At 30.4% G+C, this 14530-nt stretch carries 8 protein-coding genes; all 8 read right to left on the reverse strand.

Going from position 1 to position 14530, the window contains the following annotated elements:
• Window positions 1-128, reverse strand: a 128-nt coding sequence (locus tag HGB55_RS15595; protein WP_168813996.1) for a galactokinase family protein, incomplete at its 3' end; no start/stop codon positions are given.
• A gap of 232 nt (window positions 129-360) precedes the next feature.
• Window positions 361-2343: a hypothetical protein gene (locus HGB55_RS12230; RefSeq protein WP_168817186.1), complete on the reverse strand. Its 1983-nt coding sequence runs from the start codon at window positions 2341-2343 to the stop codon at window positions 361-363.
• Window positions 2344-2404: 61 nt separating this feature from the next.
• Window positions 2405-4672 (reverse strand): beta-glucosidase BglX, encoded by a 2268-nt coding sequence (gene bglX / locus HGB55_RS12235; protein ID WP_168817187.1) that lies wholly within the window; start codon window positions 4670-4672, stop codon window positions 2405-2407.
• The gene (locus tag HGB55_RS12240; protein WP_168817188.1) at window positions 4662-5384 is read right to left on the reverse strand and encodes a prolyl oligopeptidase family serine peptidase; all 723 of its coding nucleotides are present in this window, start codon (window positions 5382-5384) and stop codon (window positions 4662-4664) included. Before HGB55_RS12240 ends, bglX begins: the two co-directional genes overlap by 11 nt.
• A 14-nt stretch (window positions 5385-5398) precedes the next feature.
• Window positions 5399-6757 (reverse strand): glucoamylase family protein, encoded by a 1359-nt coding sequence (locus HGB55_RS12245; protein WP_168817189.1) that lies wholly within the window; start codon window positions 6755-6757, stop codon window positions 5399-5401.
• Between the two features lie 44 nt (window positions 6758-6801).
• Complete coding sequence (locus HGB55_RS12250) at window positions 6802-8250, reverse strand: RagB/SusD family nutrient uptake outer membrane protein (RefSeq protein ID WP_168817190.1); 1449 nt, start codon at window positions 8248-8250, stop codon at window positions 6802-6804.
• A 12-nt stretch (window positions 8251-8262) separates the two neighbouring features.
• Entirely contained in the window at window positions 8263-11223 is a 2961-nt protein-coding gene (locus tag HGB55_RS12255; protein ID WP_168817191.1) for a TonB-dependent receptor, read from the reverse strand.
• A 225-nt stretch (window positions 11224-11448) separates the two neighbouring features.
• Window positions 11449-14250, reverse strand: coding sequence for a LuxR C-terminal-related transcriptional regulator (locus HGB55_RS12260; RefSeq protein WP_211047390.1), 2802 nt, complete (start codon window positions 14248-14250; stop codon window positions 11449-11451).
• Window positions 14251-14530: the final 280 nt, after the last annotated feature.

A 14530-nucleotide genomic window follows, 5' to 3' on the forward strand; every position in this document is an offset into this window, starting at 1 on the left:
TTTTTGTCAATTGCTGTTGGTAATACAAATCCATTATTATAATCAGTATGTTCTCCTATAATATTTATCCTTCCAGGAGAGTCTATTATAACTTCATATTCACCCTGTGATAAGTCTGTTTCTTTCACTAATTTTATTAATTATAATCTTAAAACTTTAAGTTAGCTAACTTACTAAAAAAATCAATGGCAAATTAGCTATTTCCTAATAAAATTACCACATAAATTTTGACAAAAGGATATGTTTTTTTGTCAAAATTAAATTTCAATACCAATAGTATAACTCATTATTTATTAATTTATATTAAAAGGGTTTCTTCGTAAAAAAGAAACCCTTTTAGAAAACACAAATTCAATTAACCTATTCCCATTTAATATCGTCTATATAATATATGTCAGTTGCTGTTCCATCATTTTCTCCACCATTAAAGAAGAATACTATTTTTTGATGATCACCTGAAGCTTCACTGCTAAAATCAAAAGTATATTCAGTCCAAGCATTGGCTGTATCAATTGCTCCCCAAACTTCTTTAGCTGCAATTGATCCACCTTCAAGTTTTGCTAATAAAGGTACTGCTCTTGAAGAAAGTACTTTTATTTTCAATTGATTTTTAGTAGATAAATCAATAGCTCCACCAAAATCAAACACTAATGCATCCCAAGCTTCAGTACCGTTGTCAGTTACCTCAAGTACTTTACTGCTTGTGTTTATTCCGCTTCCGTCAGGATTATCGATAATTACAGTATCAATACAACAAGTTATCTCATAATTTTGCTGACATTCAAAATCATTAACAACACTTAAATCTGTTGCAACTCCATCACAAGGATCATACTCTGTAAATCTTATATCATCAATATAATATATATCTGATGTTGTACCATCATCTTTACCTCCATTAAAGAAGAATACCACTTTTTGATGATTTTCTGCTGTCTGATCACTAAAATCAAATATATATTCTTTCCACTCTCCTACAGTATCAATTTCTCCCCAAACCTCTTTAGCTCCAGATGTACCCCCTTCTAATTTAGCTAATAACGGAACTGCTTTATCAGACAATATTTTTATTTTTAAATAATTTTTAGTTGACAAATCCAATGCTCCACCATAATCAAAAATTAGCGCATCCCATGCGTCTGTTCCATTATCAGTTACTTCAAGAACAAAATCACTTGAATTGATATCAGACTTATCAGGATTTTCAATAATTGTATTTGCTAAATAACCCGGAATTGTAGAATTTATTTGACAATCAAAATCATTAATTATACTTAGATCCGTAATAACATCAGCGCAAGGGTCAGAAGCTTCTCTGAATCTTAAATCATCTATATAATACACATCAGTACCTTCTGTATCAACACCCGCATTAAAGAATAATACTATTTTAGTATGATTTTCAGAAGCTTCACTACTAAAATCATAAGAATACTCAACCCACTCACCTGTTTTTGAAATAACAGCATCTTTTTCAATTGCACTTGATGTACCACCTTCTAACTTAGCTTTTAAGGTACCGGTTACCGGAGCTAGTACTTTTATTTTAAATACATTATTTGTTGAAAGATCAATTGCTTCACCATAATCAATAATTACAGCATCCCAAGCTCCTAATTCATCAATATATTTACCGGCAAATTTACTACTATTAACATCTGATTTACTTGGAGTTGCAACCAATTCAACTTCAGGTACTTCTTGATTTTGTTGACAATCGAAATCATTCACGATACTAAAATCAGCAACAACACCAACACAAGGATCAGTTGTGGTAACAAAGCGTAAGTCATCAATATAATATTCATCTGTACCATCAGTATCAACACCAGCATTAAAAAACATTACTAATTTGTTATGACTTTGATTGAATTGATCGCTAAAATCAAAAGTATATTCTGTCCAATTGCTACTAGTTATGTTTTTACTAAGTTCTTTTGCAGGTGATGTCCCTCCTTCAAGTTTTACTATTAAAACACCTGTAATATTTGTTTTAATTTTAATTTTAAATGTATTGTATATTGAAAGATCTATTGGTGCTCCATAATCAATAATAAGTGCATCCCAAGGCGCAGTAGGATCAGTATATTTTCCAACAAATCTACTTGTATTTATACCTGATTCATCAGGATTTAAAACCTGTTCAACACCCGAAAGCACAACGTTATTTTGACATTCAAAATCATTTATAATATTTGGATCTGCAACTACATCAGGATTATCGCATGGTATAGAAGCAATAAATGGATAATTTGGTAAATCATCATCACAAGATGAAAAGGTTAAAAAAATTGCCAATACCACAAATAATAAATTACTTATATAGCTTTTAATCGTTTTCATGATAGTTATTATTTTATTTAGAATTAGTCTTTTAATTATATTTAATAAATGTTTCAGCCTTTTATTTTAAGCTAAATTGTGTTTCAAGAACATTTTGGCTATTTGTGCCAACATAAATTTTAAATTCTCCAGGTTCAGCTTTAAAACTCATATCTCTAGTATAAAAAGCAAGGTCCTTAGAATTAATTGTAAATGAAACTTCCTTTGATTCTCCCGGGTTAAGTAAAATTTTCTCAAACCGTTTAAGTTCTTTTAGTGGTCGTGTTACACTTCCTACTAAATCTTGCACATACAATTGTGCCACTTCTTCACCTTTATATTTTCCGGTATTTTTTATAATTACACTTACAGTAATATCTTCATTAAAAGTGAATTTGTTTTTATCAATACTCAAATCAGAATATTCAAAAGTTGTATAACTTAATCCATAGCCAAAAGGGTACAAAGGTGAATTAAGAACATCTAAATAATTCGATTTATATTTTTCATAAGGATTTTTAGGATCTATTGGTCTCCCCGTATTTTTAACATTGTAGTATATTGGTATTTGCCCTACATTTCTTGGAAAAGACATTGTTAACTTACCTGAAGGATTGTAATCTCCAAAAATTAAATCGGCAATTGCAATTCCTCCCATAGTTCCCGGAAACCACGTTTCTAAAATTGCATCAATATGCTCATTTTCCCATTCTAAAGTAAGCGGTCTTCCATTCATAAGAACCAATACAATTGGTTTTCCTGTTTTTTTAATTTCTTTAAGTAAATCTTTTTGATTGCCCGGTAAATCTAAATTTGTTCTACTAGCTGATTCTCCGGACATATCTTGAGATTCTCCCATAACCATCACAATTACATCTGCTTTTTTAGCAATTGCAATTGCTTCATTAAAACCTTTTGTATCATCCGAATTAATTTCACATCCTTTTGCAAACATTAAGTTTGATGAATTTGAAATTTTAGTTTTAAAGCCTTCAAGTACTGTTACAGGTTTTTCATATCTATCACCTGCGGCTGACCAGGATCCAATAATATCCCATTTATTATCTGCCAACGGACCAATCAAAGCAATTTTTTTATCTTTTGAAATTGGAAGGATTTCCTTATTATTTTTAAGTAATACAGAAGATTTCCTTGCCATATCTCTTGCCGCCTCTAAATTTTCAGTTGTCATTAAGCTATTTTTCTCTCTTTCTTCATCACAATATTTATAAGGATCATCAAACAAGCCTAATTGATATTTTAGTGCTAAAATGCTTCGTACAGATTCATCTACTTTCTTTTCAGAAACTTTTCCTTCTGCTATTAACTCTTTTAAATAATCCATAAAAGCTGCTCCCTGCATATCCATATCAACACCTGCGTTTACAGCTAATTCAGCAGCTTCCTTATCATCTTTAACAATACCATGTGCTACCATCTCATTTATTGAAGTATAATCGGTAACTACAAAACCTTTAAAGCCCCATTCTGTTTTTAAAATATCAGTTAACAGATATTTATTTCCGGTTACCGGAACTCCATTTAACTCATTAAAAGAAGTCATAAATGTTGCAACTCCCTCATTAACAGTAGCTTTAAAAGGTGGTAAATATGTTGTTCTTAATTCTCTTTCAGAAATATCAACTGTATTATAATCTCTTCCTCCTTGAGCAGCTCCATAAGCAGCATAATGTTTGGCACACGCTAAAATTGTATTTGTAGCCGATAAATCATCTCCTTGAAAACCTCTTACTCTAGCTTTCGCTATTTCAGAACCTAAATACACATCTTCACCTGCGCCTTCTGAAACTCTTCCCCAACGTGGGTCACGAGCAATATCCACCATTGGAGCAAAAGTCCAGTGAATACCTTCTGCTGCAGCTTCAATTGCTGCAATTCGAGCGCCATTTTCTATAGCTTCTAAATCCCAACTTGCCGATTCTCCCAATGAAATTGGAAAAATAGTTCTATGCCCATGAATTACATCGTACCCAAATAAAAGCGGAATGCCTAAACGCGTATTTTCTATTGCAGTTTTTTGTAATTCTCTGGTAAACTTTGAAGTATACGCATTAAAAATATTCCCTACTTTTCCTTCTTCAACTAATTTTTTATAACTGTTATTTATAGAAGGTCCTGTTTTTTCCCAATCGGTTGAAAAAAGTACCATTTGCCCTATTTTTTCATCCAAAGTCATCACTTGCATTAGGCTATCTAAAAAAGACTCCATCTTAACGTTTTTATTATTTAATAAAACGTTATTTTCATTTTGAATGGAGTCTTTTTTACAACCTAAAACACCAAAAAAGACACTTAGTGAGAAAAATAATATTAATTTTTTAATTTTCATTTTTTAATGTTTTACTTAATAACCACTCATAAAACAAAGGGTTATTAAACGTTTCAGTCCAACTGTCGTGATTTGCTTCCGGATAAATTGTTAATTTTGGATTGCCTCCTGCATTCTTTAATGCTTCATACATTGCTTCAGATTCAGAAACATCAACAACATCATCTTTAGCCCCATGAAAAATCCATATAGGTTTATCTTTTATTACATTAGCATTTCTAGGGAATGTTCTAAATGTTGGTCCACAAACAGGAGCTATTGCTGCAAAAATCTCAGAATGCTTTAATGAATAAAACCACGTTCCATAACCTCCCATACTTAATCCTGTTATATAAATTCTAGTTGTATCAATAGCGTAATTTTCCTCTAAATCAGAAATTAAAGGAACTATAAAATCGACATCTCCCCAATATTGATTATCAGGGCATTGAGGAGCTATAATAATAGCATCTATTTTATGACCTTCTCTTACATATTTTAAAGGACCATGGATAGCTACTTTTTCTAAATCGTCTCCTCTTTCACCTGATCCATGCAGGAATAAAATCAACGGCCATTCTTTTTCAATTTTATCATAGTTATCAGGTAATTGTAAAGCGTAATTAATAGAAATTTCTTGCTTAATTTCTTTCTTGAATTGCCTATACTGAACTTGTGCATTGCTTAAAAATACACTGAAAGTCAGAAAAACTATGCTTATTATTTGTTTCATATTAACTTTTTAATTTAAAAATGAGGACTTGTAAAATTCAATTTATTTAAACCATCTTGCACTTCGGGACACGACATAAACAAATTCCATAAGAGCTTTGTTCTATAGTTTTCAATCATAACAATTATAGGTCCCTGATCAATTGCTAAATAATTGGTTGAGTACCAATTCTCTGTTTCATTAAAAGCATCGTAAAAGCCATATTGACCCCATAATTTTCCATTAAAATTATAATAAAAATGTCGTAATGCTTGCATAGAATATTCTGGCGTATATGGAAATGATGATAACGCTGCTGTAGGAGAGATTACACCCAAATCGTTTGTTGGGCTGTGTGCGGAATAACCTTCATGGTTATCGCTTGCTGTAAGTCCCCAACTTGCCGAACTGTAACCAACATATTCTTTTGGATTTTTAACACAATATTCATGATTTATTAGTGTGTGGTTTACATTTTGATCCCAATAATTTGCATAATTATCAGTTAAACCATTAGGATCTAAACCTAAAAATGAATAGTGAGCAAAAAATAAAGGTCCTCCATAATCAAAACCTAAAGGCAATCTCCATTTTTGATAATAAACATTTCCATTTATAAAATTACTTCCCGATGTCCAACCGTTATGATAGGCTGAAGCATTTATAGCATGCGTTGTAGATGATGCTGCTAACACATAAGTAATAAGTGCTTCATTATAGCCTTTAAGTTCATGATTTATTGCCCAACCATAGTTTGGAGACCAATGCCATGTTAACACATCTTTATTATTTGTATACCAATCCCATTCAACTTCATTCCATAATTTATTTATATTGTCTCGAAGTAAACTTTCATTAGTTGTATTGTTACTAAAATATTGTCGAGCAGTTAATAAACCCTGAATCATAAATGATGTTTCTACAATATCACCACCATCATCTTCAGTAAAAAATGGTTTTACTTTACCTGTACTACCATAATACCAATGTGGAAAAGCACCATGAAAACGATCTCCATTTAATAAAAAATCAGTGATTTTCAACAGTCTTTCTACAGCTTGGTCTCTTGTAATAAAATTCCTTTCAACTCCAACAATAATAGCCATAACACCAAACCCACTACCTCCTGAAGTTACAGTCTCTGCTGCCTCACCTCCATAAGCATCTAAATTAGATCTTTCTAAAGCTAAACCGCTTTTAGTATGAGCAAAATCCCAAAAATATTTAAACGTTTGCTTTTGAACCAAATCTAATAACTCATTATCTGAAAGTTGTTCTTGAGGTAATGGTGTTGGAGATGGTGTTGGATTTGAATTGTTATCACTACCACCTGAACAAGATTGTAATGATGTACTCCAAAAAAATATGACTATTATGTGAAATATATATTTCATTTTAATTTTAAATAATTTAATTATTTTATCTATAAATTTTAATTTTAGTATCCAGGATTTTGTTTTAACAAGCCTCCACTCAACTCAATTTGAGTTTGTGGAATAGGAAATAACTCGTGTTTACCATCAACAAAGTTTTTGCCATGTGCTCTAAGTACTTCTCCTGCTCTTCCTTGCCTTACCAAATCAAAATAGCGATCATGTTCGAGAGCTAATTCAAATCTTCGTTCTTGCCAAACAGCCATTTTATTTACTGCAGGTGCATTCTCTAATCCGGCTCTATTTCTAACCATGTTTAATGGTGTTGCGGCATCACCTCCAACTTCTAACGCAGCTTCTGCATTCATTAAAAGAACCTCAGCATATCTTAAAACGCGAATATTTTTATTTGATTCAGAATCATTGCCGTTAAATGTTTCCATAGTTTTACTAACATAGGCTTTTTGATTGTACATAGCATTAGATACTGTTGTAGCAACTTCAAAACCATCCCAAAGAGTTTCTCCTCTAAAAATAATGGTAGCATCTCTTCTTACATCGTTTGGTTCATAAGAATTGGCTAAATCTTCTGTTGGAGTACTAAAACCCCAACCCCAACCTCCGGCACCACGCGCACCTTGGGTAACAGAATAATTATTTACCCCATTATTTGGGGTTTCACCTCTTGCTTGGATTTCAAAAATAGATTCTGAATTATTTTCACCTATTTCTTTCCATATATCTTCATAATTAGGTGTTAAGCTATAAATTCCTAATCCTTTTACTTGGTTTGTTAAATCGTAAACTTGTTGCCAATTTCCTTGGTACATATGTACCTTAGCCAATAATGTTAACGCGGCACCTTTTGTAGCTCTTCCAAGATCACTTGAACTATATTGAACCGGAAGTTTGTTAATGGCATCGTTTAAATCTGCAACAATAAAATCATAAACTTCTTGTTTTGGAGCTCGGGTATTTGCTCTATTAATATCATCTTGATTTTGAATATTCGGTACTTCCTTAATTAAAGGTACATCACCAAACATTCTAACCAATCTAAAATAAAACAATGCTCTAAGAAATTCTGTTTCACCAATTAATCTATTTTTAAGTGATTCATCAATTTCTAATTCAGGCAAATACTTAAAAGCTTGATTTGCTCTGGCAATACCTTGATAATTTCCTTCCCAAACATCTTTAAAAGATGCCGAAGTAGATGTAAATGTAAAGTCATCTAATAAATTTTTATCGGTTCCAGTATCACCGGGATCACTTCCTTTATCTGCATCATCAGAAATAATACTGGTTACTCCAATCCATGAAAATGAACTGATGTTCCAATCTAACAATTTATTGTAAACTGCATTCACTAACTCTGTTGCAGCTGTTGGGCTTGACAATGCTTGTTCCGGAGTTTCCACTGATGGATCAACATCAAGAAAATCATCATCATTACAAGCTAAGAAAGCTAAAAGCATCATACTTGTAATTGCTATTTTTATATATTTTTTCATAAAGCCAAAAGTTTAAAAATTAATGTTAACACCAAACAAATAAGAAGTAACTGAAGGATAAGCATATAGCTCTATTCCTGAAGTACCTAAAGGGTCTCCGTTTCCGGGTAACTCTGGTGTATATCCTGAAAAACTTTTAAATATAAAAGGGTTTTGAGCTAAACCATAAATTCTTATTTTTTGAATTCCTTCAATTACATTAGAAAATGTATAACCTACAGTTATATTATTTATTCTGAAAAAATCACCATCTTCCAAAAAATAGGTTGATGATGGCGGCACATCATTAAAAGGTGCAGGATTTTGATTTGAAGCACTTGTTGCGGAATACATATTATTTGCCACAGTTTGTTCTATATTTTCTCCACCAAATCGTTGTGCTTTTTTACCATTATAAATTTTATTACCTGCATTACCGTATCCATCAACACTAAAATCCCAATTTTTATAAGTACAACCTATATTAATACCATAAAATACATCCGGTTGATAAGAGCCAAAAAACTTTCTGTCATCATTATCAATAACTCCATCGTCATTAATATCATTATAAACAAATTCGCCTCTTTCATCAAAACCTAAAACTTCTAACAGATAAAAACTTCCAATAGGTTCTCCTTCTCTTAAAAGTTTTGTAACCTGACCGTTATCAATTGATCCACCAGATTGTTCAAAAGCAAATTGGTTAGTAATTTTTTCAAGTTCATTTTCATTATACGTTAAATTACCACCTATATTATACGTGAAATCATCTCCAATTTTATCTTTCCAGTTTAAGGCAAATTCAAAACCTTTGTTTCTAACTTTTCCGGCGTGTGTAAGTGTTGTACCACTTGCTCCAAAAGCTTTAGGTAAACTTATTGGTAAAATTGCATTTTTGTTTAAACGATTGTAGTAATCCACTTCCCCTGAAAGACGATAATCAAGTAATGAAAATTCGAGACCTAAATCAAACTCTTCAGTTACCTCCCAACTTACATTTTCATCAACTATTGCAGTAACTGTTGAGCCCGGCACATACGATTGATCAGAACCTAAAACATAACCTAAATCTGAATTAAAAGTTAACTCATTTAAAGGAATATTTTGGTTTCCTAATTTACCCCAGCTTCCTCTAATTTTTAATTGATTTATAAATTCAACATCTTTTAAAAAATTTTCTTCAGAAATTACCCATCCTAAACCAACTGAAGGGAAATTACCCCAATTTTTATTTTTATTTGCAAACACACTTGAACCATCTCTTCTAATTGTGGCTGTTAACAAATATTTATGTAAATAATCGTAACTTAGTCTTCCAAAGTAAGAACGTAACGTTTTTAAATTAGAAAGCCCACTAGTAGCAATATCAGTACCAGCTTCACCATTATTTAAAGAAAATAAATTTGTATTATTTGGAACATTATTTCTAACTCCTTTTAAGAAATCGCTTTGCTCTTTTTCGGTTGTAGTACCTACAACTAATTTAAAATGATGATCATCTGCCAATGTTTTAGTATAAGTTAAAAAGGCATCATATATCCAATGGTAATAATCACTTTTTCTAACAGTTAAAGTATTTAAATTAGAACTCTCAAAGTCTTCAACCTCTCTATTTGGGTCTCCGGCTAAATATGCGGCTAAATTATCATTAAAAATATAGTATTTACCAAAACCACTTTCAATACCAAAACTGGTATTAAATTTTAAATCATCCAAAATTTCATATTCAACACTAACATTTCCTTGAATTATGGTGTTCTTATGTTTTTCATTACTTAACTCCAATTGAGAAACCGGATTTCCAACATTGTTATACCGTGCACCACTATCGTCAAAAGGAACACCCCATCTACCTTCAAATACACCATCTTCATATTTTACCGGTACGAGCGGTGATTGTTTATATGCCGTAGTAAATGCAGAATAAGGTTTAGGTATAGATCTATTTATAGACAACGATATATTATGTTCAAACTTTAACTTTGGACTAATATCATATTTAACTTTATTTCTTAAATTCAATCTTCTATAATCATTACCTTTTAAAATACCTTCTTCTTCGAAATAATTCGCACTAAATAAGGCTGATATTTTTTCACTGCCGCCACTAACTGTTATATTATGATTCATTACGGAACCTGTTCTTGTTATTTCATCAAACCAGTCTGTATTATATTGTTGATCTGTAGAAAAACGATTATAACCAAAAGCTAAGTTTGAATAACTTACATAAGACTCCGAATTTGCCATATTCACTTCACTAAGCATGGTTTTAATTCCGTAGTAAGACGATACATCGATCTTCATTTTTCCTTGCTTTCCAGATTTTGTTGTTACCATTATAACACCATTTGCACCTCTACTTCCGTAAATTGCCAATGAAGAAGCATCTTTTAAAATATCCATCGAAACAATATCATCACTATTTATATTATCAATTCTATCCGTTATAATTCCGTCTACTACGTAAATTGGATCTCTCCCTGCCAAAATAGTACCGGTACCCCTAATACGTACAACCGGAGAACTTCCCGGTGCACCGGAAGAAATAATTTGTAAACCAGAAGCCTTTCCTTGTAATGATTGAGCAGGAGTTAGCGCGGGTTGTTTTAAAATTTCATCAGATTTAATACTAGTAATTGAACCTGTTAAATCTTTTTTCTGAACCACACCATAACCTATAACTACAACCTCTTCCAATGTTGAAGTATCCTCTTCTAAGGTCACATCAATTATATTTGAAGTACCAATTACTACTTCTTTAGTTTTTAAACCAATATAACTAAATACCAATATTTCGTTCTCTCTAGCAGATATGCTATAAACACCATCAAAATCAGTAACAACTCCTCTGGTAGTATTTTTAATTAAAACACTTACTGATGGTATAGGCATACCATCAAATGAGGTTACTTTTCCTGTAATATTTCTTTCTTGAGCAAAAAATAAGAGAGGAAATAATAATAAGGAACATATTAATTTTGTTTTCATGTATGTTAATTTATTGTTAATTAAATACTAAGTTAGGCAGTGTTAAATTTTTATTAAAAAAAAAGTATACACTTTAATTACGTCATCTAATTTATGGCTTATAAAAGCCTTATTTGACGTATAGTAAAATACGAAAATAGAGGAACTACAAGGTTTTAGTAATCAATAATGACGTATAAATGACGTATTATTTTATACTATTAAAAAAATAAGAAGTATACTAATTTAATGGAAATTTTGCAAAAACTGTCTTAAACTATCCTCTTTACTAAGATTAAGTTTCTTTTTTAAACGATATCGGAGCGTTTCAACTCCTCTAACTGAGATGTTAATTAACTGAGCTATTTCTTTTGTAGTTAGATTCATTTTTAAATAAGCACAAATTTTTAATTCCTTATGTGTAAGGTTTGGGTATTTAAGTTTAAGTTGATTAAAAAACTCTTCATGCACTTGATTAAAGTTATATTCAAATAATTTCCACTCATCTTCATGTTCAATTGAATTATCTATTTGCTTAATCATTTTTTTAAATGAATATTGATTTTCAAAACTTCTTTTATGTAAAAGCAATTCCTTTTTTAGTACGGAAAGTATTTCGTTTTTCTTTACCAAAGCCATTGCAGTATTAGCCAGCTGTTTGCTCTTTAATTTTACCTCATTTTTAAGAGACTCATTTTTTAATTTAATAATTTCTTTTTCATTTTCCATTTCCTTTTCTTCAAGCAATCTCTTTTGTTTTTCTTCGTACTTTAGCTTTAGTAATTTTTGTTCTTTACTTATTTTTCTTTTATGTAATACATAAACTAAAAAAGCTGTTACTAAAAATAGAAATAGATATACAGCGAAGCCTATTTTATTTTTATACCATGGAGTTAAAACAGTAAAAGGTAATTTAGATATTGTAGATTCATTGTTAGTATCATCAACAGTTTTAATTAACAGTTCATAATCACCATCCATTAAATTTGACAGTTCAACCTTACCTTGCTTTAAATCTTTCCAATTTGAAGTAATGTCAGAATTTAATAATTTATATTTAAAACTGAAATTTTTTGATTCTGGAGATGAAACAGCAACAAGTAAATTATTTTTTCTAAATGGAAGTTCAATAATGCTTGTATCAATATTTATATTTTTATTATTAACTAAAATTTCTTCAATAATTGGTTTACTTAAACTTATATTTTTTGAAAAAGTTGCTAAATTAATAAGCATAAATCCATCATATAAATTAAGAGCATAAATTGAATCATTTATTTTTGAAATATTTTCATAGCCAGAAATAATTCTCTTTTTATAAAATCTATTAGGCACAAATTTAGATTCATCCTCTAATGAATTGAAAGCGATTGCATTCTCTGTTTTTATTACTGCTTTTGAAATATTATCTTCAGAAATTATATAAGATTCTTCTCCTAATTTTTCATTTAATAAATCAAAAGGAACAATACTGTCTAATAAACTTTCGTACTTCTGCCATCCTTTTAAAGTATGAAAAGTTATCATATTGTTTATTTTATGTATTCTAACATTAAAATCTGACCACAACCCTTTATTACTATAGTTTTTAAAATCTACTATACTATCATAATTTTTATTAAATCTAACCTTGTATAAACCTTTATATGCATGTGCTACCCATGCCGTATATTCATTTTCAAATACAAGAAATCGTATTGGAATAGTTGTTTTACCTAAGTGTTTAATTTTCCATTCCTTTTGTTCTTTTTTAAAACTCACCAATCCGGTATATGTTCCTTGAATATACATCGTATTACGTTCAGGAACTTTTTTTATAACCCAACCTCCCGTATAGCCGGAGATTTTTTTCAATTTTTTGTTTTTTACTAAATAGGTACCATCATTATGCCCACAAAACAGTTCACCATTTATATTTTGCAAATCCCAAACTTGTCCTTGAGAGCCTTCAATAAACTGGATATTCTGATTTTCATCAATAAAATATAAACCTGTATTACTTCCTACATATCTTGTATTTTCAAAATCAATTACATCATATACAGCTCCAAGTTTTCCTGAAATATCATTAAAATAATAGTTTGCTGTATTTAAATCAATTAATGAAATGCCATTATCTAAACCAAGCCACAATTCATTATTGCTTTTAAATTGCCCTAAAACGGTATTATTTAAAAGCCCGTTCTCTTTATTAATATTGTATAAAACTTTCCCTTTACTATTGGTAATATAAATTCCGTTTTTAATGGTTCCAAATACTAAATTTCCATTTTCTAGAATTGTAAATCTATTTAGTTGATGCTTTTTTATGAATTGATTTATTTCACTTTCCCAAGTTGTGATTTTTTTATTATCAATATAAAAACATCCTTTGAGAGCAGTTGTTAATAAAAATTGATTTGGTTTTATTGAATCTATTGAAATAATTTTTGCGTTAAGTAAATCTTGTGAATATAAAAATTGTTCAAACTTATTGTTCTTAAAAACAAAAATACCTTCATTTAAAGTTGACGCTAATAATTTTCCATCTATAACATTACAAGCCATAATGGTTGATGGTAAATTATAGGATGTTATGTTACCGTCTTCATAAATCTGAATACTTGAAAAAGACCTGAATATAATTGCTTTATTTAGCAAAACAATTTGCCAAAACTCTTCATCACTTCTAAGACTTTTTTTATCGCTGGAGCTTATTAGTGAAGTATACTGTAAAATTCCTTTCTTGTCTTTTTCCCAATACCCAAAATCTTCATAAGATCCAACATAAATTTTATTGTTATAAGCCAAAACCGATCTAACAATGGTTTTATTAGGCATTTCCCATAACTTCCAATTTAAACCATCAAACTCTAATAAGCCTTCGTTATTGGCAGCATAAATTTTCCCATCATCGCTTTTGGTTATATCCCAATTTTGGTTCCCCGCTTTATAATCCGATAAAGTATAATTTTTAAAATAATATGCATATTGTGCAAAAGCCGGTTGATTTACGAATGCTATAAATAAAAAAAAACAGTAAAAATGAATACTATATTTTAAAGACATATTTTATCAAACTTTTAATTCACTAAGGGTCGTCGTTTATAACAAATATACGTCTTTTTAAAAAGTCTGCATAAATCAAAAGTTGCTATTAGTGTATAATTCTTTCAGTTTAAAAAGAATTACAACAACGGTATTCATAAATTTTTGCATTAGAAACTTAACTCAATAAAAAAAGCTCCTCGATTTCGAAGAGCCTATGTACGGGCGGAGAGACTCCCTTCGACTGCGCTCAGGATAAACTTCTCATCTCTCCTTCATCAATTCTTTTGAAAATTGTTTC

This window comes from Lutibacter sp. B1 (genome assembly GCF_012524075.1).
Lineage (GTDB): Bacteria > Bacteroidota > Bacteroidia > Flavobacteriales > Flavobacteriaceae > Lutibacter.